Raw genomic sequence first — 20,193 nt, forward strand, 5'->3', positions numbered from 1 at the left:
AGGTCATCGTGTCCTTAGAAAGTCGGTTCTTGGAGCATCGCTCCGGGCGCTACTCCCTCGACAGCTCTCGCTCGGAGCGCTGAGAGGGATCACCCATGGAGCTCAACGCGGCAGGCGTGCCGCGCATTCCCCTCGATGGTCGCACGCCCTCACCGCCGGGGTCATCAGCATTTCCCCTGCCCCCGGGCGCGGCCCGGTACACGTCCCCGGCCCGGTAGACGTCATAGACGCCCGGCACCCGCAGCATGACCCGCATCAGCTCCGGCAGCGCCTCCGGATCGGCGAGCTCGACGGTGTAGGTGTGCCGGACCCGCAGCTCCTGGGGCGGCTCGACCTCGGCGGAGATGATGTCGACGCCCACGCCGGACATCGCTGCGGTCAGGTCGGCCAGCAGACGCGGGCGGCCGAGCGCGTCGGCCTGGACGGTGACCCGGTAGCCGGTCTGGGTCTCGCTCTCCAGCCAGCGCACCTCCACCGGAGCCCGGCCGCCGTCGCGCATCGCGGCGCCGGTCGGACAGTCGGCGCGGTGGACGGCGAGCGCGCCGCCACGGATGGCGAAGCAGAGCAGGTCGTCCGGTGGGACGGGGGTGCAGCAGCGGGCCAGCCGGACTGGCGCTTCGGGCATGGAAGGCGCGGTCACCACCGCGCGCCCGGCGTCCACGAGGCCGGCCCCGAGCAGTTGGTGGCCGCGTGGCGGGCCGACGAGCGGGCCGGTGGGGAGCAGGGACCCCTGCTCCTGGCCCGGGTGCTGCACCAGCCAGCGCTCGATGGCGATCCGCGCGCCCGGCGTGCGGGCGTGGGCGAGCCACTCGGGCGCCGGGCCCGCGGTCTCCTCGCCGGGAGGCTCCGTGAGCAGATCGACCACGTCGCCGTCGCGCAGCGGCGTCGAGAGCGCGGTGAGTCGGCCGTTGATCCGTGCGCCGATACATCGGTGGCCGCGTTCCTCGCCGACGGCGTAGGCGGCGTCGACGCCGGTGGCACCGACGGGCAGCTGCAGGCGCTCGCCGACCGTGGCCTCACGGGCGTCCTCGACCAGCACGGTGATCTCGCCGTCGCCCGCCAGATCAGCGGTGAGCTGGGACCAGAAGGTGTCCGGATCGGGGGTGTCGCGCTGCCAGTCGAGCAGCCGGGAGAGCCAGCCGGGGCGGGCCGGGTCGGTGTGGTCGAGCGGGTCGCGGCCGTCGGCATCGTCGAGGCCGGCCCCGAGGGCGGTGGCGCCGGGCGCCCCGAGGGCGACGACGCCGAACTCGGCGACCTGGTGCATCCTGGCCGTGCGGACCAGCACCTCGACCACCTCGCCCTGCTCGGTCGTCACCGAGGTGTGCAGCGACTGGTAGAGGTTGAACTTGGGGGCGGCGATGAAGTCCTTGAACTCCCCTGCCAACGGTGTCCAGCAGGTGTGCAGTTCGCCGAGCACGGCGTAGCAGTCGGCGTTCTCCTCGACCACGACCAGGAGTCGGGCGAAGTCCGTCGGGCCGAACTCGGCGCGGCGCAGCCGGGTGCGCTGGAGCGAGACGCAGTGCCGGGGGCGCACGCTGACCTCGGCGGTGACCCGCGCCTCGCGCAGTTGCCTGCGCAGCTGTGCGGCGAAGGCCTCCAGCGGGTCCTCCCGAGGCTCGGCCGATGCGATGGCCTGCGCGGCCTGCGCGGCCTGCGTGACCCGCCCGGACGGAGACGAAGACGGAGGCTCGAAGGGCTCGGAGGTCAGAGAGGACTCTGCGGGCTGCTCGGACCGGGAGGACCGGGAGGACCCGGAGGGCTGAGGGGACTGACAGGACTGAGGGGACGGGACCGGCTCGGAGCCCGCAACCGGAGCGGGGCCCACGGTGGACACGACGCCACCGGACAGAGCGGCGCCGGACAACCCGGCGGCCTGTCGGCGGAGCAGCGCGGTGACGGCGGCGTACTCCTCCGGATGGAGGGTGGCGAAGACGATGTCCTCGAGCTCCGTCTTCACCACCTGGATGCCGAGGCGCTCGGCCAGCGGGATCAACACGTCGCGGGTGACCTTCGCGATCCGCACCTGGCTGGCCGGCTTCATGTGCCGGATCGTGCGCATGTTGTGCAGTCGGTCGGCGAGCTTGATCACCATGACCCGGACGTCCTGCCCGGTCGCGACCAGCATCTTGCGGAAGGTCTCCGCCTCAGCGGCGGCGCCGAAGTCGACCTTCTCCAACTTCGTGACACCGTCGACGAGATAGGCCACCTCGTCGCCGAAGCCCTCGCGTACCTGATCCAGCGTCATGGCCGTGTCCTCGACCGTGTCGTGGAGCAGGGACGCCACCAGAGTCGTGGTCTCCGCGCCGAGTTGCGCCAGGATCATGGTGACCGCGAGCGGATGTGTGATGTAGGGCTCGCCGCTCTTGCGGGTCTGGCCGCGATGCGAGGCCTCGGCGACCTGGTAGGCGCGTTCGAGCAGAGCCAGATCGAGCTCCGCACGCGGATGGTGGAGGCGGTGGGCCCGGACCACGGGCTCCAGGGCGTCCGCGAGCTGCGGGCGCCCGCCGCCCGCGAGCAGCGCCGCTATCCCGGCGCGGCCCAACCCCGTCTTGCCCAGGGCGCTTCGGCCCAACGCGGCGCGCCCCAGGGCGCCCTTGCGGAGCCCCGGCAGCGAGCGGGCCGCAGAGACGGTTCTGCGCCCCTCGACGGGGACGCCCGGGACACCTGGGACGCCCGGTACGGCGTGGAGATCACCGGCATTCATGCGCACCTCCGGCAGTGATCACCGGAGCAGGCGGCAGCTCCGATGGTCCATGCTAGCGAGTGCAACACAGACGGCGACGCCGCGTGTTCCCAACGTCACCTTGATCACCCATTCGGGGGATTTGAACCGGTCGACATCGGGCAAGAATTACAGATTTGGGTCTGCACACCGCTTCAGGCCCGCACACCCCGGGCGAGCCAGTCCGCGTCGAATTCGCCCTCGGCCAGGATCACGGCCGGACCGGTCATCTCGATCTCGCCGTCCGGTCGCTCGGTGATCACAAGGCGTCCGCCGAGGACGTCGACGGTGTAGGTCACCGGCTCACCGGTGACAGCCGGGTCCAGGCCGTCGCGGCGCGCGGTGGCGACCATGACCGCGCAGGCGCCGGTACCGCAGGAGCGGGTCTCGCCGGAGCCGCGCTCGTGGACGCGGAGCGCGACGTGGCGCGGGCCGCGGTCGACGACGAACTCGACGTTGACGCCCTCTGGATACGCGGCGGCGGGAGTGACCTCGGGCGCGGTGAACAGGTTGCCGGCTTCGCCGAGGTCGCCGACGAAGGCGACGGCGTGCGGGTTGCCCATGTTCACGTTCCGGGCCGGCCAGCGACGCGAGCCGACCGTCACCTCGATCCCGGGCTCCTCGCCACCGGACTCTCGATCGGGACCGGGCAGCAGCGCGCTGCCCATCTCCACGGTGACGTCCCCATCCAACGGGACGCGCACGCGCTTCAAGCCGCCACGGGTGGCGACGGCGAACTCGCCCGGCTCGGCGAGCCCGGCCAGCACCAGGTAGCGAGCGAAGACCCGCACCCCGTTGCCGCACATCTCGGCGATGCTGCCGTCGGAGTTGCGGTAGTCCATGAACCACTCGGCGGCCTGCGCCTGCGCGAGGCCCTCCGGATGCGCGGCGGACCGGACCACGCGCAGCAGCCCGTCACCGCCGACACCGGCCCTCCGGTCGCAGACCAACGCCACCTGGGGAGCTTCCAGCTCCAGCAGACCGTCCGGGTCGGGGACGATGACGAAGTCGTTCTCGGTCCCGTGACCCTTGAGGAAGCGGATGCCCTTCACCATGTCGTTCACGTGATCCATGGTACGGGGCGGGCCTGATGGGCCGAAGATCAGTCCGCGGACGTGCTCATCCGTGCTCAGCCGTGGTCAGACGCGGTGGGCCGTGGGTGAGCCGTGGTCAGCCGTGAAGGTGGGCGACGCGCCAGACGCCGAGGGCGAGGAGGACGACGGCGGTGGCCGTGTACGCGAGCAGCGGACGCCAGCCGGCACGGCGGCCGGAGCCCTGGCGGGGCAGGCCCGGCCAGGCGTAACCGGCGCGACGGGCGGCCATCGCGCCCCAGCCGGCCGAGGCCGCGGTCAGCAGGAGACCGAGCATGCCGACGAGGCTGCCGCCGGAGCCGCCGGTACCGCCCGCGCCGCCCTCGAAGGCGAGCGGGAAGGCGAACATCAGCGAACCGAGGATGGCGAGGCCGACGATCGGGATGAGCTGCCAGACGCGTAGCCGACCCTCGGGGCGCAGCTCGCGTCCGTGCAGCGCGCCCTCGTCCTGGGCGGGCAGCGACGGAAGGGGCGTCAGTTCCCGTGCGGGCAGCTCGCGTGCGGGCACTGCGGCCGGCTCCTCGGGCTCGAAGGGGTCATCCGGGAGTCGGTGCGTGTCGGGGCCGGTATCCATGGACACGCGGCCTCCCTGCGCTAGAAGTTCCAAAAAGCGGCCTGGACGCCGGGGAGTTAACGCTCCACCGGACCACCGATGCTCTCGATGCTCGATGATGGCACGCCAGGGCCTTGGGGCGGCGTCCGCGAGGGTCTTCGCGGTGATCCGTGGCCATGACGTGATCAGGTCGTAACCGGCGGTCCTTCCGTGGGCAACACGCGTGCGAACGGCATCCGACCAGCTGCGGTCACGCGTGCGAAGGAAGCGGAACGGCGCGCTCAGAGCAGCGCGAGTGCCCGGTCCACGAGCGCGGTCGGCGACTCGGACAGGTCCCTGTCGAGCCAGTGCACGCGCGGGTCGCGACGGAACCAGGACTCCTGCCGGCGGGCGAAACGGCGCGTGGCGCGCACCGTCTCGGCGCGCGCCTCGGTCTCGTCGTACACGCCGTCCAGCTGGGCGAGGGCCTGCTGGTAGCCGAGCGCGCGGGCCGCCGTACGCCCTTCGCGCAGGCCCTGCGCCGCCAGCGCGTCGACTTCGTCGAGCAGCCCGGCCTCCCACATCCGGTCGACCCGGAGCGCGATCCGCTCGTCCAGTTCCGGGCGCGGCAGCCGCACGCCGATCTGAACGGCGTCGTAGACGGACTCGTGGCCCGGCAGGTTGGCGGTGAAAGGCAGCCCGGTGATCTCGACGACCTCCAGCGCGCGGACGATCCGCCGACCGTTGCTGGGCAGGATCGCCTGCGCCGCCTCCGGATCGACGGCGGCCAGGCGCGCGTGCAGCGCGCCCGATCCCTCCGCCTCCAGCTCCGCTTCCAGCCGGGCGCGGACCTCGGGGTCGGTGCCGGGGAAGTCCAGTTCGTCGATCGCGGCGCGGACATACAGCCCCGAGCCGCCGACCAGCACCGGCGTGCGCCCCTGCGCTACGAGCGCGTCGATTGCCTCGCGCGCCAGTCGCTGGTACTCGGCGACGCTCGCGGCCTCGGTGACGTCCCAGATGTCCAGGAGATGGTGTGGCACGCCCTCACGTTCGGCGAGTGTCAGCTTGGCGGTTCCGATGTCCATACCCCGGTAGAGCTGCATGGAGTCGGTGTTCACCACCTCGCCGCCGAGGTGCTGGGCGATGGCGACTCCGAGATCGGACTTGCCGACGGCGGTGGCGCCGACGACGGCGATGACGCGGGGCCCGGCGGGGCGCGGCGCGGAGGGACTGGTCACCCCTCTAGTCTGGCAAATCCGTCCATCGGAAATACCATATGGGTACAGATGGGCAATATACCCGATTTCAGGGCTCGCGAGCCTGAAGCAAGGAATGGAGCCGTCATGGGCCTCACTGACTCCCTCAAGGGCGCGCTGGGCCAGGCCAAGGAGAAGGCCACCGAGTACGCCGGCAGCCACAAGTCACAGATCGGTGCGGGCCTGGACAAGGTCGGCGACCTGGCCGACAAGGCCACGAAGGGGAAGTACAGCGACCAGATCCACAGCGGCCGGGACAAGGCCAAGGGAGCCGTCGACAAGATCGGCGGCCCGAAGGACGTCATCCCCGGCGAGGCCACCGAGCAGACGGCTGAGAAGCCGACCGAGGGCGGTCAGGACCAGGACGCGACGAAGTAGCCGACGCCGTACGGGGCGTCGTCGTAGAGCAGCCGGGCGGATCCGACCGGCTGCTCGGTCGTGCCCGTGGCCCCTGCGAGGACCTGCCAGGGCGCGCGCCCGGAGGCCATCAGCTCGAAGGCCAGCTCGGCGTCGAGCGGCGGCAGCTCGCCCTTGGCCAGCCCGGCGGCGACGGCCGCGTCGAAGGGCTCGGCCCGCTCGTCCAGGTAGCCGGGCGCCTTGAGCGTGCGGCGCGCGCTCCCGTCGCCGAGGACCAGCAGGCCCACCCGCTCGGCGGAACCGGCCAGCTCGAGTCCGTTCTCGCGGCAGAGCTCCCACTCCAGGTAATCGGCGACCGCCAGCCCGCGGGTCTCGCCCTGCCAGCCGGCGCGCTCGAGCAGCCACGCGCCCACCGCCAGCGAGGCGGGCAGGGTCTCCCCCGCGTCACCGGCGCCCAGGGAAACGGCCAGCTCCACGCCGAAGCCCTGGAACCCGCCGACCCCGCCCCGGTCGTAGAGCTTGTGCTCGGGGCCCGGTCCGACCACCCAGATCAGCTCCGGCGCTGCCGCGAGCAGCGTGGTCAGCGCCTCGTCACAGGCGGCCCGCAGGCCGTCCAGCTCCGGCGCGGCCCCAGCGGCGACCTCCGGCACGAGAAGCGGCGGGCAGGGGCAGACGGCAGCGGCAACCAGCATGCTCCCGACCCTACCCGGCGGCGCGATCGAATGATCGGATCACCGCCTTGCACTATCCGGGGGCGCGGGGCTCTGCCGGCGCGCGCCGGTCAGCAGCAGCCCTTGGCCTCGGCCTGCGGCAGCGGGGCGGGCGCGCCGATCGTCGGAAGGCCGAGCATGACGCCGGCCGGCTTGGCCGCGTCCTCCGCGGGTGCGGCCTGGCGCTTCTCCCAGGCGTCCCCGGCGCGCGTGCGGCGCACCGCCAGGGTCGGGCCCTCGGCGAGCAGGTGGTGCGGCGCGGCGTAGGTGATCTCGACGGACACCACATCGCCGGGGCGAACCGGCTGGCTCGGTCGCGTGAAGTGCACCAGCCGGTTGTCCGGCGCACGGCCGGAGAGGCGGGCCGTGGCCTCGTCCTTGCGGCCTTCGCCCTCGGCGACCAGGATCTCCAGCGTGCGGCCGACCTGCTTCTTGTTCTCCTCCCAGGAGATCTCCTCCTGGAGCGCGACCAGCCGCTCGTAGCGGGCCTGGACGACCTCCTTGGGGATCTGGTTCTCCATCTCGGCCGCAGGCGTCCCGGGGCGCTTGGAGTACTGGAAGGTGAAGGCCTGCGCGAAGCGGGCCTCGCGGACGACGTGCAGGGTCTGCTCGAAGTCCTCCTCGGTCTCGCCGGGGAAGCCCACGATGATGTCGGTGGAGATCGCCGCGTCCGGCATCGCCGCGCGGACGCGCTCGATGATGCCGAGGTAGCGCTCCTGCCGGTAGGAGCGGCGCATGGCGCGCAGCACCGTGTCCGAGCCGGACTGCAGCGGCATGTGCAGCTGGTGCATCACGTTCGGCGTCTCGGCCATGGCGGCGATGACGTCGTCGGTGAAGTCCTTCGGGTGCGGAGAAGTGAAGCGGACCCGCTCCAGGCCCTCGATCTCGCCGCAGGCGCGGAGCAGCTTGCCGAAGGCGAGGCGGTCGCCGATGTCGGAGCCGTAGGCGTTCACGTTCTGCCCGAGCAGGGTGACCTCGACGACGCCTTCGCTCACCAGCGCCTGCACCTCGGCGAGGATGTCGCCGCTGCGGCGGTCCTTCTCCTTGCCGCGCAGCGCGGGCACGATGCAGAAGGTGCAGGTGTTGTTGCAGCCGACGGAGACGGACACCCACGCGGCGTAGGCGGACTCGCGCCGCGTCGGCAGGGTGGAGGGGAAGACCTCCAGCGACTCCAGGATCTCGACCTGGGCCTCCTCCTGCACTCGCGCGCGCTCCAGCAGCGCCGGGAGGTGGCCGATGTTGTGGGTGCCGAAGACGACGTCGACCCAGGGGGCCTTCTTGACGATGGTCGCCCGGTCCTTCTGCGCGAGGCAGCCGCCGACGGCGATCTGCATACCGGGCTGCTGCGCCTTCACCGAGGCGAGTCGGCCGAGGTTGCCGTAGAGCTTGTTGTCCGCGTTCTCACGCACGGCACAGGTGTTGAACACGACGACGTCGGCGCTGCCGCCCTCGGCGGCCTTGACGTAACCGGCGTCCTCCAGCAGACCGGAGAGGCGCTCGGAGTCGTGGACGTTCATCTGACATCCGTAGGTGCGGATGTCGTACGTCTTGGAAGTGTCTGCGGTACCCACGCCCCCAAGGGTACGGGCAGCCGCCACCGGCTCCGCCCGCCTGGATCGGGACCTCGGCGCTGCTGGGCGCCCGGCCCTCTCCTCGTTGTCCACGGCTCAGACAGACCCTTCCCGGCAGCGCTCGTGGCTGGCAGGATCCGGGCATGTCTCCCACCCTGCCCCGACGGCTGAGCGTTCTGAGTCGTCCTGGTCGGCTGCGCCTGGCACTGGCGCTGCTGACGGTGCTGGCGGTGGGCATCGCCGGCTGGTTCGGGGCGAGCCGGGGGCCGGAGTATCCGACCGGGACCTTCCGGATGGCCACGGGCTCCTCGTCGGGCGTGTACGCGCTCTACGGGAAGCTGCTCAGGGCCGCCGTCGACAAGGGGCTCCCTGGGGTCTCGCTCCGACTGGACCAGACCGTCGGCGGGCCGGACAACCTGGCCCGGGTCGCCGACGGGCGCGACGACTTCGGCATCGCGACCGCCGACGCCGTCGCCCACTTCGCCGGCCCGGGCAAAGAACATCTGCGCGCGCTCGGTGAGCTGTACGACGACTACGTGCAGCTGGTCGTGCCGACCGACTCCCTGGTGCAGAGCGTCGGCGATCTCAAGGGCCTCAAGGTCGGCACCGGGCAGCACGGCAGCGGCGTCGAGCTGATCACCCAGCGGGTGCTGGCCGTCTCGGGACTGACGGCCGGACGCGACCTGACTGCTGTTCCGCTCGGCATCGCCGACGCGCCCAAGGCGCTCGAGACGCACCGGATCGACGCCTTCTTCTGGTCCGGCGGCCTGCCCACCAGTGGAGTCACCGAGCTGATGGGCCGGGCCCACGTGCGCCTGGTGCCGCTGGGCGGGCTGGCCACGAAGATGGACCAGCTGGCCCAGCGGCTGGACCAGGGAGCCAGGGACACGCAGATCTACCGGACCTCCACGGTGCCGAGTTCGGCGTATCCGGGCAGCGACCCCGACGCCCCGGTCTCGACGCTGGCTGTAGCGAATCTGCTGGTCACCCGCGCCGACGTGCCCACCTCCCTGGTCGAGCAGATGACTGCGGTCGTGATGAGCAGCCGCGACGCGATCGGGCAGCAGGTGCACTCGGCGCAGCTGGTGGACGTCCGGTCCGCGATCTACACCGACCCGCTGCCGCTGGCCGAGGGCGCGCGGCGCTACTACGTCTCGGTCAAGCCGTAGCGTTCGGGCAGCTCGCGTTCCGGGGGGTCGCGGCCGGACGGCTCGCGGCCGAGCCGCATCGGGTCAGAGCTCGCCGGCCAGCGCTTCGCGCAGCGGCTCCGGCAGCGAGGTGACCGACGCCTCCAGCAGCAGGGTCGCCTCGCGGCGCATGGCCCGCGCGAGCTCTGCGTCGACGGCGGCCTGAGCAAGCGGGCGGAGCCTGCGGACCGCCTCGGCGGCGCGGGCCGCGTCGTCGTCGCTGAGCGGGGTGGGGCCGACGTAGCGGGCGAAGACCTGCACCGCGCTGAACTCGACGAAGCGCCGCGCGAGGTGACCGATGTCGTGGCGCAGCTCCTCCAGGTGGTCGATGACGGCGGCGAGCGGCACGCCCAGCTCGTGGAGGCGCGCCGCGACGTCGAGCAGCGCCGGGCTGGGCACGCGGTACCTGACCGCCCCTCCCCCGACCACCTCGCCGTTGGCCGCCTCGCCGCCTGCGACCGTCTCGAGCTCCAGCACCCCGAGCCGGAGCGCCGCCTCGATCGCCGCAGGGTCCTCGACGCCGCCGAAGAGCGCGAGCAGTTCGGCGTGGCCGAGGTGGCCCGGCTTCTCGTCCGACCAGGGCGCGGTCACCTCCGCGACCAGGCCCAGCACGCCGCCCAGGCCGCGGCCGTTCTCCCAGGCGTCCAGCAGCTCCTTGATCCCGGCAAGCGTGTGGCCACGGTCGAGCAGGCCGGCGATCAGGCGGAGCCGTTCCAGGTGCGTGTCGTCGTAGACGTTCGCGCGCCCGCGTCGGTCGGCTCGGGGCAGCAGACCGCGGTCCTGGTACGCCCGGACGTTGCGGACAGTCGTGCCCGCTGCCTGGGCCAGGTCGTCGATCAGGTACTCCGGGCGCGGGCGCGGCACCGTGCTCATGGGGAACGCCTCCACTCTTGCCGCCTTCTTGCCGCCTTGCCGGGCGCGGCCGACGCGCCGTCAGTACGGCTTCTGCGGTGGGCCGCCACGTCAGCGCGCGGGGGAACGGGCCGCGCCCCCGGCGTGGCCCACGGACGGGATGCTACCGACGCGTACGGCGTCGACGAATTCGGCGATCCAGCCGGCCAGCAGCTCGGGCCGGGTGAGCGGCAGCCAGTGCCCCGCCTCGACGCTTCGTCGGCGCAGGACCGGAGCCCATGTGTCGAGGTCCTGATAGAGCCGGGGCGACAGGTACGGGTCGCGTTCGGGAACGACGAGTTGGACGGGCACCCGCGCGAACCGGTCCGGGCGCGGATGACGGGCACGTTCGCGGGTGTTGGCGCGGTAGAGCCAGAGGCCGTTGGCGGCGTCCTGCGGGAGCGTGGATGCGGGATGGCCGGGCACGCGGGTGCCCTCCAGCGCGCGCCAGACCGCTCCCCAGCTCCGGCCCAGCGGGCCGCGCCACAGTGCTTCCGGCAGGCGCGGCAGCTGGAAGGCGGTGATGTACCAGGACCGGAGGCCTTGAGCGAGCAGCGCCCAGAGATTCGCGGGGGTGGGCCGCCGCAGCCGGGCCCTGACCCAGAGCGCGGCGTGGTCCAGGCAGGGTCCTGAGACGCTGGTGAAGGAGGCGAGTCCGCCTTGCAGCCGGGGCGAGGTCGCGAACTCCCAGCCCTGGACCGAACCCCAGTCGTGGCCGACCAGGTGCACGGGACCGTAGGGCGCGAGCGCGTCGAGGACGGTGAGGAAGTCCTCCTCCAGCCGGTCGAGCCGGTATCCCGCACGGCCGGGCGGCGGCGCGGAGGAGCGTCCCGCGCCACGGGTGTCGTAGGCGACGACGTGATACGTCGGCGCGAGCGCGGCCATCACCTGCGTCCAGACCCCACGGCTGTCGGGGTAGCCGTGCAGGAAGCAGATGGTGGGCCGGGTCGGATCCCCCGCTTCGACGACGGCCAGCTCCACACCGTCGTCGGTGACGACACGGTGCTCCCGAGCGCCGATGATCATGGCCCTCCCCCAGGCGGTCGCGACAGGACGCCGACCTTCACACGGACGTTGACGCTGACAGCGGCCAATGTGTCAGTGGACGATGGCTCGGTCAATCCTTTGCACGCGTTCCGCACCCCACCAGCGGCGTCATCACGAACATCATCACTGTCAGTCGAGTACGCCGCTCCGCTGAGGCGATGGCTGCGTTTCTGCCACGTCCGCGGCCGGGAGGGTCAGGGTGACCGTCAGGCCGACCGGGTCGCGGGGGTCGAAGCCGAGGGAGCCGCCGTTGGCGGTCAGGAGCGCGCGGGCGATGGAGAGGCCGAGGCCGGAGCCGTCGACGTTCTGGTGGCGCGGGCTGCGCCAGAAGCGGTCGCCGACGCGGGCCAGCTCCTCCTCGTCCAGTCCCGGGCCGCCGTCGCTGACCCGGATCGCCACCTCCTCGCCGACCCGGAGCGCCTCCACCAGCACCGCGCCGCCCGCCGGGGTGAACTTGAGCGCGTTGTCCAGCACCGCGTCCAGCGCGCTGCCCAGACCGACCGGCTCGGCCAGGGCGGTCAGCGCGGTCGGCGTGGTCATCGCGATCATCGCGGCCGGTGACGCGTCCGGTGGCGTCCACTCCAGTCGCACGCCGCGCTCCTGCGCCAGTGCGCCCCAGCCGGCGACGCGGTCGGCGACGAGCCCGCCGACGTCGACCGCCGACGCCGCAGATCCGGCGTTCTCCGCGCGCGCCAAGCCGAGCAGGTCGTCCAGGACCTGGGCCAGCCGGCGGCCCTCGACCCGCACGCCCGCCAGCTCCTCGTCATGGCCGTCGGGCAACTCCATGCCCAGCACCTCGACCCGCAGCATCAGCGCGGAGAGAGGGTTGCGCAGCTGGTGCGAGGCGTCCGCGACGAACGCGCGCTGCTGGTCGAGCACCTGCTCGACGTTTTCGGCCATCTCGTTGAACGCGTGGGCCAGCCGTCGCAGTTCGGGCGGGCCACCGGCCGGCGCCACCCGGGAGGCGAGACGCCCGGTGGCGATGTCGTGGGTCACCTTGTCCAGATCGTGCACCGGGCGCAGCACCCAGCGGGTCAGCGCCATGGCCGCGCCGATCGCGAAGAGCACGGCCAGCGCCTCCCCGCCGATCAGCCAGAGCCAGCCGCTCAGCACGTGCGCCCGCATGGCGTCCGTGGGCGACTCGATCACGACGACCGCGACCACGTCACCGTCCCAGACCACCGGCGAAGCGATCACCAGCCTCGCGTTCCCGTCGTCCCAGGGCCAGACCTGCGCGGGGTCGTGGCTGCGACGGCCGTCCAGCGCCTCGCGGAAGGGCTCCGCCGACGGCCCGGTCGCCGCGCTGGTCCAGTCGCTCGGGTAGGCGTGCAGGGCCCGCCCGTTGAGGTCGAAGACCCCGGCCGACGTGCCGTAGACGTCGTGGTAGCGGCGCAGCTCGGCGTCCAGGGTGAGCTGCTGCTCGACCGCGGCGGACGTGTCGGGCTGCCCAATCGGGTTCTGCGCGAGCGCCGCGAACCGCGCGGCGTCGTCGATCCGGTCGACGACGACGCGTTGCTGCTCGCGCTGGGCCTCGCTGGTGGCCAGCGGGACGCCGAGCGCGGCCAGCACACAGGCGAGCAGGACGAGCAGGATGCCGAGCAGGCGGGTACGCATCGAACGCCGTCCGGCCTCTACTCGCCGACCAGATGCGGCGGGACCGCCAGCTTGTAGCCGATGCCACGGACGGTCTCGATCAGTCCGGGCAGGCCGAGCTTGCGCCGCAGCGAGGCCACATGGACCTCGAGCGAGCGCGCGGTGCCGTCCCAACTGCTACGCCAGACCTCGCTGATGATCTGCTCGCGCCGGAAGACCACGCCGGGGCTCTGCGCCAGCAGGGCCAGCAGCTCGTACTCCTTGCGGGTCAACGCGACGTCCTCGCCGTGGACTGTGGCGCGCCGCGAGGCCTGGTCGAGGTCGAGGCCGAAGGCGCGGCTGAGCAGCGCGGGACTGTCCTCGCGACGCGGCTGCGGCACAGCCGGTGCGGGCCGGGCGGCGGCGTCGCGGCGGGCGACGGCGTGGATCCTGGCGAGCAGTTCGCCCATGTCGTAGGGCTTGACGATGTAGTCGTCGGCACCGATGTTCAGGCCGTGGATCCGGTCCCTGACCTCGGCCCGCGCCGTGACCATGATGACCGGGATGCCGCAGCGTCGGCGGATCTGGTCGCAGACCTCGAAGCCATCACGGTCGGGCAGGCCGAGGTCCAGCAGCACCACCCGGAACGCCGGGCGGCCGTCGGGGACGAGCGCGTCCAGTGCCTCGTTGCCGGAGCGGGCATGCCGCACCTCGAATCCGTGCTTGCCGAGCACGGTCATCAGCGCGGCGGCGACGTGCTCGTCGTCCTCGACGAGGAGCAGGCGCATCGGGTCACTCCTCAGGGTTGACGTGGGTGCTCTCGCAGGAATCCACTCCCAGACGACGGCCCCAGGTCAAGTGGGAGCGACCGGCTCGGGGAGACCGTTACCGAGCTGCGATGATCGTCCGTCGGCGAACCGGCGCTCGTAATCCTCAAATCCCCCTCAGAAGTGCGGTGCCGGCTTCGCTCTCCACGTAGAGTCGATTCGCCGAGGTCCGTACCCGGACCGTCCGCCCGGACGGGCGGCACCCGGCGAGCAGGACCAGACCACCGGCACCATCAGCACCGCACCGGGCGAGCCGCGCCGGACGAGCAACACTCAGGGAGTCGATCCAGCATGGCGTCCGCCCCACCGCAGCAGCCGGAGCTGCTGCGCCTACGGGGCGTGAGCAAGCGCCACGGGCTCGTGCAGACGCTGCACGAGGTGGATCTCGAACTCTCACGGGGCGAGGTCGTCACCCTGCTCGGCCCGCCGGGCGCCGGCAAGACCACGCTCTGCCGGGCGATACACGGCGCGGAGCGCATCGACTCCGGGGTGATCCTGCTGGACGGCGCACCTTTGCCCGCGCGCGGGCGCGCACGCCGGGCGGCCCGGGCGGACGTCGGCCTGGTGCCGCACCCCGACGCGCCGGAGCACGGAAAGGGCGGTGGCCAGGGCGGGGCGATCGGGTTGAGCGGGCTGAGCGGACCGCTAGGGCTCGCCGCTCCGATGGGCCGGACCGTGCTCGGCGAGCTGACCCGCTCCCAGGTCCAGGCCCGCGGCATCGCACCCGAGGACGCGGAAGAACGCGCGCTCGGCCAGTTGCGCCGGGTGGGCGCGACGGCGGAGGCGAGCCTGCGCGCGGCGCAGCTCAGCCCGACGGGCCGGGCCCGGGTGTCGCTGGCCGCCGCGCTGGTACTGGACCCGAAGCTGCTGCTGGTGGACGAACCCGCCCAGGAGCTGCGCGTACTCACCCGCGAGCTGACCGGGCAGCTCGTCGCCGAGGGCCTCGCCCTGCTGATCGTCTCCCAGGAACCCGGCTTCGCCCACGCCACTGCGGACCGGGTGCTCTTCATGTCCGGGGGACGGATCGTGGAGTCCGCGCCGCCCCAGCAGTTCTTCACCGCGCCGCGCACCTCCCGAGCGCGCGACTTCGTCACCCGCCTGCTCCGACGCTGACGCCGAGCCCGGCCCGGCGCGGAGCACGGACACCTCCGCCACGTGACTCGGCCGGCGCGCAAACAGGAGGGTCGCCCCGTACGGGCGCACCCCGCCCAGCCCGACGCGGAGCACGCACACCTCCGCCAGGTGGCTCCGCCCACGCACCAACGGAAAGATCGGCCCGAGCAGAGGCGCATCCCCGCCCAGCCGGACCCGGAGCGCGCACACCTTCGCCGCGCCGCTCGGCCCACGCACCGATGGGAAGATCGGCCTGAGCACGGGCGCATCCCGACCCAGCCCAGGCTCGGCCCGACGCAGAGCGCACCACCTCCGCCAGGTGGCTCCGCCCACGCGCGGGCGCGGCCCGCGCTGACCTGCGGGGAATCGAACAGGTCGTGCAGGCGTGTGATGTGAACCGGCGTACGCCCGACGCTGCTTGACGCCGCACCAGCCGATCTGTTGCATTGCCTTCTATGACTGGCCCCGCTCCTTCCGGCTCCGACCCCGTGATCATTGCCGGCGCCGGTCCCGTCGGCCTCGCGCTGGCACTCGCGCTGGCCCGGCACCAGGTGCCGAGCCTCGTCGTGGACGAGGGCAGCGGCGTCTGTCCGGAGGGGTCCCGGTCGACGGTGCTGCGGGCCGACACCGTCGGCTTCCTCCGCCGGATCGGCTACGAGCGGGTCGCCGCGGACGGCCGTGGCTGGACCGCCTGGCGGACCCTGCGCCGTCACCGCGAACTGCTGAGCCTGGAGCTGGAACAGGACGACGTGCTGCACCTGGCGCAGCATCGGCTGCTGCGCGGGCTGCGCGACGCGGTCTCGGCGACGTCGCTGGTGGAACTGCTGCCCGAGTCCGCCGTCACGGAGGTCGAGCAGGAGCCGGGCGAGGACGCGGTACGGGTGCGGACCGAGCAGACCTGGCTGCGCGGCAGCTATCTGGTCGGCTGCGACGGCCCGCGTTCGACCGTCCGCAAGCGCCTCGCGCTGCGCTTCCCCGGCCGGGCCGCCGCCGACCACTACGCACTGGCGACCATCCGCGCCGACCTGCCCTTTCCCGGCGAGGCGCGGCTGCATCGCGACCCGCCCCGCGCGCCGGGTGGGCCTGGCGCGCGCGAGGTGATCGCGCGGCCGCTGCCCGACGGCGTCTGGCGGCTGGACTGGCGGCTGCCGCCGCGCGCACCCGCGCTCACCCCCGACCAACTGGTCGACCAGCTCCGCTCCACGCTCGCCGCCTGGAACGACGGCGCGGTGCCCGGCTACCAGCTGATCTCGAACGCCGACTACGTCGTGCAGCAGCGGTTGGCCACCCGTTTCCAGGTCGGCCGGGTCTTCCTCGCGGGCGACGCGGCGCACCTGCTCGGCTCGCTGGGCATGCAGAACATCGACGAGGGCCTGCGCGACGCGGACAACCTGGCCTGGAAGCTCGGCCTCGTCTGGCACGGCTGCGCCCCGGAAAGACTGCTGACGACCTATCAGCAGGAGCGGCGGAGTGCGGTGATCGCCCGCCTGCGCGCAGTCGACCAGGCGATGCCGCTGCTCCAGCCCAGCACCCCGCTGCTGGAGGTGCGCCGCAGCCTGCTCTCGGGCTCACTGCGCCGCAACGCAGAGCTGCTCTCCGACGGCACGCTCGGCACCGGCCGGCTCGGCGGCGCCCCCGCCTATCCCGGACGCGCGCGCCCGGCACTGACGCCCGCGCTCACGCCGACCAGCCCCGGCGTGCTGGTCCCGGACTTCCCCGTGGTCACCACCGACGGCGGCGTCGACCGGCTGCGCGCCCGCCTGGGCCGCGGCTTTCTGGTCGTGCTGGTCGCGCCCGGCACCGGCGTCTGGGCGAGCGAGCACTGGCTCGGCGCTGGCCTGATGCCGCAGCTGACCGAGGCCACCGAGGCGCTGCCGCTCCCCGCCGAACTGCTGGTCACCGAGGACTACCCCGGCGCCGCCGCGCACACGGTGCTGCTGATCCGTCCGGACGGCCACCTGGTCGCGGCGCTGCAGGGCTGCCGCCCGGAGGATCTCTACGACCTTGCCGACCGGGCGCGCAGCGCCTCCGCCGACCTGCCCGCCCCGCGCACGAGCGGAGCGGACGGCTCGCGCGAGCGACTGACAGCTGGTCAGTCTTGACGATCAAGTGAGCGCATGCTCTACTCCCCGCATGGGGATCAACAGCATGCGGTCCGTCCGCAGCACACGCCTGGACGTCGTCCGGTGCCCCCGCCTGTTCTGTAGCCCGGGCTGACCCGAGGGCCTGCGGCAGAACCCAGGCTCTGACGTCCGGCTGGAGAAGAACCGTTCTCGCCGTCGTCGCGGGCAGCCCTTCGCACGGGCATTTCGCCATTTCACCCGGCAGTTCGCGCTGCACTTCATGCTGTCGCGCCCACTGACTGCACGTTGACGTCTCTCGCGTGCCAGAATTTGGGCTTGACGGCGTCTCGTCAATTCATCGACGACTCCGAGGACGTTACCGTGCCCGAATCCTCCGTGCTGAACGCACCCGTCGCCCCGTCACCCTCCCCCGCTTCTTCCCCCGCTTCTTCCGACCCGCCCGAGCTCGCGGACCTGCTCGCCTTCGCGCGCGCGGCAGCCGCCGATCCGCAGGTGCTGGCGCAGCTCGCGCTGCATCCCAGCGAGCGCACCTGGGTGCGGCTGGACGGCCCCGGCGGCAGTGAGGCCTGGGTCATCGGCTGGCCGCCGGGCTCCGAGACCGGCTGGCACGACCACGGCGGCTCCAGCGGCGCGTTCGTGACCTCGCGCGGCGAACTGAGCGAGCTGTCACTGGTCGTCCCGCTGCCGACGGCCGGCTGGCGCAGCCTCGAGCTGGAGGAGGGCGTGGACCGGCATCGCCTGCTCCCCGCCGGGCGGGGGCGCGCCTTCGGGCCGCACCACGTGCACCAGGTCATCAATCCCTCGAAGGTGCTGCACGCCGTGTCCGTCCACTGCTACTACCCGCCGCTGCCGCAGCTGCGCCGCTACGCCCGCGCAGGCGACGTGCTCCGCGTGGCCCAGGTCGAGGTGCCGGAGCAGTGGTGACGACGAGGAGCCAGGGCATCGACGCACTGCTGGAGCAGGAGCGCGCGCAGTTGGACCGGCTGACTCCGGCTCAGGCCGCGCAGGCGGCGACCGAGCAGGACGCGCTGCTGGTCGACATCCGCTACGCGGCGCTGCGCGAGCGGGACGGGCTGATCCCGGGGGCGCTCGTGGTGGAGCGCAACGAGCTCGAATGGCGGATGGATCCGCTGAGCGCCCACCGCGCCCCGGAGACGACGGACCACGACCGCCTCGTCGTCGTCATCTGCAACGAGGGCTACGCCTCCTCCCTGGCCGCGCGCTCGTTGCACGGGCTCGGCCTGCACCGCGCGACGGACCTGGTCGGCGGCTTCCAGGCCTGGGCGGCGGCCGGCCTTCCGGTGGCCGGCCTTCCGGTGACCGGCGGCGGCGAGTCCGGAGGCCGACAGGCGTGAGCCGGGGCCGGTCGGCGAGGTGTTCCGCTGCTACGCCCTGGCGCGCCCCCGGGCCCTTGAGCCCTTGAGCCCTTGAGCCCACGCCATGTCGTCAACTGCCGGCGTGTGGGCGCCTCGCGCGTCAGCGCGCGAAGGTGGTGGCGCGGCTCTCGCGGATGACCGTGATGCGGATCTGCCCCGGGTAGGTGAGCTCGTTCTCGACCTCGCGGGCCACATCCTTCGCGATGACCTGGGCCTGGAGGTCGTCCACCGCCTCCGGCAGGACCATGACGCGGACCTCGCGTCCAGCCTGCATCGCATAGACCTTGTAGACGCCCTCGTGCCGGCGGGCGATCTGCTCGAGCTTCTCCAGCCGCCGCGCATGCAGTTCCACCGACTCGCGGCGGGCCCCCGGCCGACCGCCGGAGCAGGCGTCGGCGGCCTGGGTGAGGACCGCCTCGACCGTCTGCGGCTCGATCTCGTTGTGATGCGCGGCCACCGCGTGGACCACGTCCTCCGACTCGCCGTAGCGGCGCACCAGTTCGGCGCCGATCTGGGCGTGGCTGCCATCGACCTCGTGGGTGACGGCCTTGCCTATGTCGTGCAGCAGCGTGCTGCGCCTGACCAGGACCGGGTCCACCCGCAGCTCCGCCGCGAGCATCCCGGCGATGTGTGCGGACTCGACGAGGTGGCCGAGCACGTTCTGGCCGTAGGAGGTCCGGTAGCGCAGGCGTCCGAGCAGGCGCAGCAGTTCGGGATGGAGCTCGTCGAGGCCGACCTCCGCGACGGCGTCCTCCGCGGCACTCTGGCAGAGGCGCTCGACCTGGATCAGGCTGCGCTCGTAGGCGTCCTCGATGCGCTGCGGGTGGATCCGGCCGTCCGCGACGAGCTCCTCGAGGGTGAGCCGGGCGACCTCACGCCGGACCGGGTCGAAGCAGGAGAGCAGCACGGACTCCGGCGTCTCGTCGATGACCAGGTTGACGCCGGTGACCGCCTCGAAGGAGCGGATGTTGCGGCCCTCGCGGCCGATGATCCGGCCCTTCATGTCCTCGCTGGGCAGCCGCAGCGAGGTGATGACCGAATCGGCGGTCTGCCGCGCGGCGACCCGCTGGATCGCGGAGGCCACGATCTCCTGGGCGCGGCTCTCCCCCTCGGTGCGGGCGCGGCGCTCGATCTCACGGACCGTCAGCACGGCTTCACGCTTGGCCTGCTGCTCCATGCTTCGGACGAGCTCAGCGCGGGCTTCGGCGGCGCTCAGTCCGGCGGCACGCTCCAGGGCTTCGCGGCGTTCGGCGCGCAGCGTCTCCGCGCGGGCGGCGAGCTCGGCCTGGACCTGGGCGGCCTCTGCCTCGCGCTCGCGCAGCCGGAGCTGCTCCGCGTCGAGCCGGGCCTCGCGCTCGGCGGTCCGTTGCTCCCTGCGATCCAGCTCCGCGGCTCGTTCCCGGGCGCCGCGCAGGAGTTGGCGGACAGCGAGACCGGCCACACCCAGCACCAGGAAGGCGAGTACGACGGAGAGCCAGGGAACCAGCGCGCTCGTCGTGGTGCCAGCTGCCAGCATGGTCGGCCCTCCCCGTCCCGGTCGCAGGATCACGCTGCGATCACGGTGCGATCTCGGTACGAGGCGAGCAGAGATCCCTCATCCCTCATGGTGAGGCTAGGTGCAGGTTACGAAACGGTCAAGATAGCGACCGATCCTGACCGTTCGGCAACCACGCCCCCACGTCGGGCTGCGACTCAGCGGGCCTCGGTCGGCCGCGGCAGCACGGCACCGACGTTGGGCCGGGTGCTCCAGCACCAGCTGCGCCTCCGCCGCCGCCAGTGGGGAACACCGCGTGGACCCGCCCGCGGAGCGAACCCGCTGCGGCCGTCCCCGGCTCGCGCGGTGGTCGCCGAAGCGGC

General features: G+C 72.7%; 17 protein-coding genes. 6 read left to right on the forward strand and 11 right to left on the reverse strand.

The genetic code is table 11. From position 1 onward, the window contains the following. Nucleotides 1-49 precede the first annotated feature (49 nt). From ABIA32_RS26245 to miaA, 4 genes are all read right to left on the reverse strand, one after another. The gene (locus tag ABIA32_RS26245; RefSeq protein WP_370100306.1) at nucleotides 50-2,704 is read right to left on the reverse strand and encodes a bifunctional (p)ppGpp synthetase/guanosine-3',5'-bis(diphosphate) 3'-pyrophosphohydrolase; all 2,655 of its coding nucleotides are present in this window, start codon (nucleotides 2,702-2,704) and stop codon (nucleotides 50-52) included. Between the two features lie 173 nt (nucleotides 2,705-2,877). Next, entirely contained in the window at nucleotides 2,878-3,777 is a 900-nt protein-coding gene (dapF, locus tag ABIA32_RS26250; protein ID WP_370100421.1) for a diaminopimelate epimerase, read from the reverse strand. A gap of 115 nt (nucleotides 3,778-3,892) precedes the next feature. After that, the gene (locus ABIA32_RS26255; RefSeq protein WP_370100424.1) at nucleotides 3,893-4,387 is read right to left on the reverse strand and encodes a hypothetical protein; all 495 of its coding nucleotides are present in this window, start codon (nucleotides 4,385-4,387) and stop codon (nucleotides 3,893-3,895) included. A 260-nt stretch (nucleotides 4,388-4,647) separates the two neighbouring features. Beyond that, a complete protein-coding gene (gene miaA, locus ABIA32_RS26260; RefSeq protein WP_370100308.1) occupies nucleotides 4,648-5,583 on the reverse strand; it encodes a tRNA (adenosine(37)-N6)-dimethylallyltransferase MiaA in 936 nt (311 codons plus the stop codon). A 105-nt stretch (nucleotides 5,584-5,688) separates the two neighbouring features. Here miaA and ABIA32_RS26265 point away from each other — a divergent pair, with 105 nt between their 5' ends. Further along, nucleotides 5,689-5,979: an antitoxin gene (locus ABIA32_RS26265; protein ID WP_370100311.1), complete on the forward strand. Its 291-nt coding sequence runs from the start codon at nucleotides 5,689-5,691 to the stop codon at nucleotides 5,977-5,979. Here ABIA32_RS26265 and ABIA32_RS26270 read toward each other — a convergent pair. Beyond that, the gene (locus ABIA32_RS26270; RefSeq protein WP_370100314.1) at nucleotides 5,955-6,650 is read right to left on the reverse strand and encodes a class III extradiol dioxygenase subunit B-like domain-containing protein; all 696 of its coding nucleotides are present in this window, start codon (nucleotides 6,648-6,650) and stop codon (nucleotides 5,955-5,957) included. The genes ABIA32_RS26265 and ABIA32_RS26270 overlap by 25 nt on opposite strands. A gap of 89 nt (nucleotides 6,651-6,739) precedes the next feature. Next, a complete protein-coding gene (miaB, locus tag ABIA32_RS26275; protein ID WP_370100315.1) occupies nucleotides 6,740-8,239 on the reverse strand; it encodes a tRNA (N6-isopentenyl adenosine(37)-C2)-methylthiotransferase MiaB in 1,500 nt (499 codons plus the stop codon). A 143-nt stretch (nucleotides 8,240-8,382) separates the two neighbouring features. Between miaB and ABIA32_RS26280 the strand changes: the two genes are divergently transcribed. Beyond that, nucleotides 8,383-9,408 carry a TAXI family TRAP transporter solute-binding subunit gene (locus ABIA32_RS26280; protein ID WP_370100318.1) on the forward strand — a complete coding sequence of 342 codons (1,026 nt, stop codon included), beginning with the start codon at nucleotides 8,383-8,385 and terminating at the stop codon, nucleotides 9,406-9,408. Nucleotides 9,409-9,471: 63 nt separating this feature from the next. On the opposite strand, the gene ABIA32_RS26285 is transcribed toward ABIA32_RS26280, so the two are convergent. The 4 genes from ABIA32_RS26285 to ABIA32_RS26300 form a co-directional block, all read right to left on the reverse strand. Further along, entirely contained in the window at nucleotides 9,472-10,299 is an 828-nt protein-coding gene (locus ABIA32_RS26285; RefSeq protein WP_370100321.1) for a MerR family transcriptional regulator, read from the reverse strand. A gap of 90 nt (nucleotides 10,300-10,389) precedes the next feature. Beyond that, nucleotides 10,390-11,343: an alpha/beta fold hydrolase gene (locus ABIA32_RS26290; RefSeq protein WP_370100323.1), complete on the reverse strand. Its 954-nt coding sequence runs from the start codon at nucleotides 11,341-11,343 to the stop codon at nucleotides 10,390-10,392. A 150-nt stretch (nucleotides 11,344-11,493) separates the two neighbouring features. Further along, nucleotides 11,494-12,978 (reverse strand): ATP-binding protein, encoded by a 1,485-nt coding sequence (locus ABIA32_RS26295; RefSeq protein WP_370100326.1) that lies wholly within the window; start codon nucleotides 12,976-12,978, stop codon nucleotides 11,494-11,496. A gap of 17 nt (nucleotides 12,979-12,995) precedes the next feature. Further along, nucleotides 12,996-13,724, reverse strand: a complete 729-nt coding sequence (locus ABIA32_RS26300; protein ID WP_370100329.1) for a response regulator transcription factor — start codon at nucleotides 13,722-13,724, stop codon at nucleotides 12,996-12,998. A gap of 330 nt (nucleotides 13,725-14,054) precedes the next feature. Between ABIA32_RS26300 and ABIA32_RS26305 the strand changes: the two genes are divergently transcribed. The 4 genes from ABIA32_RS26305 to ABIA32_RS26320 all read left to right on the forward strand — a co-directional run bounded on the left by ABIA32_RS26305 (nucleotide 14,055) and on the right by ABIA32_RS26320 (nucleotide 18,315). Then, on the forward strand, nucleotides 14,055-14,876 hold the full coding sequence (locus tag ABIA32_RS26305; protein WP_370100333.1) for an ATP-binding cassette domain-containing protein: 822 nt from the start codon (nucleotides 14,055-14,057) through the stop codon (nucleotides 14,874-14,876). A 455-nt stretch (nucleotides 14,877-15,331) separates the two neighbouring features. Further along, nucleotides 15,332-16,978 (forward strand): FAD-dependent monooxygenase, encoded by a 1,647-nt coding sequence (locus ABIA32_RS26310; RefSeq protein WP_370100336.1) that lies wholly within the window; start codon nucleotides 15,332-15,334, stop codon nucleotides 16,976-16,978. 342 nt (nucleotides 16,979-17,320) lie between these two features. Then, a complete protein-coding gene (locus ABIA32_RS26315; RefSeq protein WP_370100339.1) occupies nucleotides 17,321-17,884 on the forward strand; it encodes a cysteine dioxygenase in 564 nt (187 codons plus the stop codon). After that, complete coding sequence (locus tag ABIA32_RS26320) at nucleotides 17,881-18,315, forward strand: rhodanese-like domain-containing protein (RefSeq protein WP_370100342.1); 435 nt, start codon at nucleotides 17,881-17,883, stop codon at nucleotides 18,313-18,315. The genes ABIA32_RS26315 and ABIA32_RS26320 overlap by 4 nt, the downstream gene beginning before the upstream one ends. A 121-nt stretch (nucleotides 18,316-18,436) precedes the next feature. Here the strand turns inward: ABIA32_RS26320 and rny are convergent, their stop codons facing one another. Next, nucleotides 18,437-19,852, reverse strand: coding sequence for a ribonuclease Y (gene rny, locus ABIA32_RS26325; RefSeq protein WP_370100345.1), 1,416 nt, complete (start codon nucleotides 19,850-19,852; stop codon nucleotides 18,437-18,439). Nucleotides 19,853-20,193 lie beyond the last annotated feature (341 nt).

Source organism: Streptacidiphilus sp. MAP12-20 (genome assembly GCF_041262525.1).
In the GTDB taxonomy this organism is placed as follows: domain Bacteria; phylum Actinomycetota; class Actinomycetes; order Streptomycetales; family Streptomycetaceae; genus Streptacidiphilus.

Bases quoted from the DNA above. Each gene is read 5' to 3' on its own strand.
- ABIA32_RS26245 (WP_370100306.1), bottom strand. From the start codon at position 2,704: ATGAATGCCGGTGATCTCCACGCCGTACCGGGCGTCCCAGGTGTCCCG.
- dapF (WP_370100421.1), bottom strand. From the start codon at position 3,777: ATGGTGAAGGGCATCCGCTTCCTCAAGGGTCACGGGACCGAGAACGAC.
- ABIA32_RS26255 (WP_370100424.1), bottom strand. From the start codon at position 4,387: ATGGATACCGGCCCCGACACGCACCGACTCCCGGATGACCCCTTCGAG.
- ABIA32_RS26265 (WP_370100311.1), top strand. From the start codon at position 5,689: ATGGGCCTCACTGACTCCCTCAAGGGCGCGCTGGGCCAGGCCAAGGAG.
- ABIA32_RS26270 (WP_370100314.1), bottom strand. From the start codon at position 6,650: ATGCTGGTTGCCGCTGCCGTCTGCCCCTGCCCGCCGCTTCTCGTGCCG.
- ABIA32_RS26280 (WP_370100318.1), top strand. From the start codon at position 8,383: ATGTCTCCCACCCTGCCCCGACGGCTGAGCGTTCTGAGTCGTCCTGGT.
- ABIA32_RS26285 (WP_370100321.1), bottom strand. From the start codon at position 10,299: ATGAGCACGGTGCCGCGCCCGCGCCCGGAGTACCTGATCGACGACCTG.
- ABIA32_RS26290 (WP_370100323.1), bottom strand. From the start codon at position 11,343: ATGATCATCGGCGCTCGGGAGCACCGTGTCGTCACCGACGACGGTGTG.
- ABIA32_RS26295 (WP_370100326.1), bottom strand. From the start codon at position 12,978: ATGCGTACCCGCCTGCTCGGCATCCTGCTCGTCCTGCTCGCCTGTGTG.
- ABIA32_RS26300 (WP_370100329.1), bottom strand. From the start codon at position 13,724: ATGCGCCTGCTCCTCGTCGAGGACGACGAGCACGTCGCCGCCGCGCTG.
- ABIA32_RS26305 (WP_370100333.1), top strand. From the start codon at position 14,055: ATGGCGTCCGCCCCACCGCAGCAGCCGGAGCTGCTGCGCCTACGGGGC.
- ABIA32_RS26310 (WP_370100336.1), top strand. From the start codon at position 15,332: ATGACTGGCCCCGCTCCTTCCGGCTCCGACCCCGTGATCATTGCCGGC.
- rny (WP_370100345.1), bottom strand. From the start codon at position 19,852: ATGCTGGCAGCTGGCACCACGACGAGCGCGCTGGTTCCCTGGCTCTCC.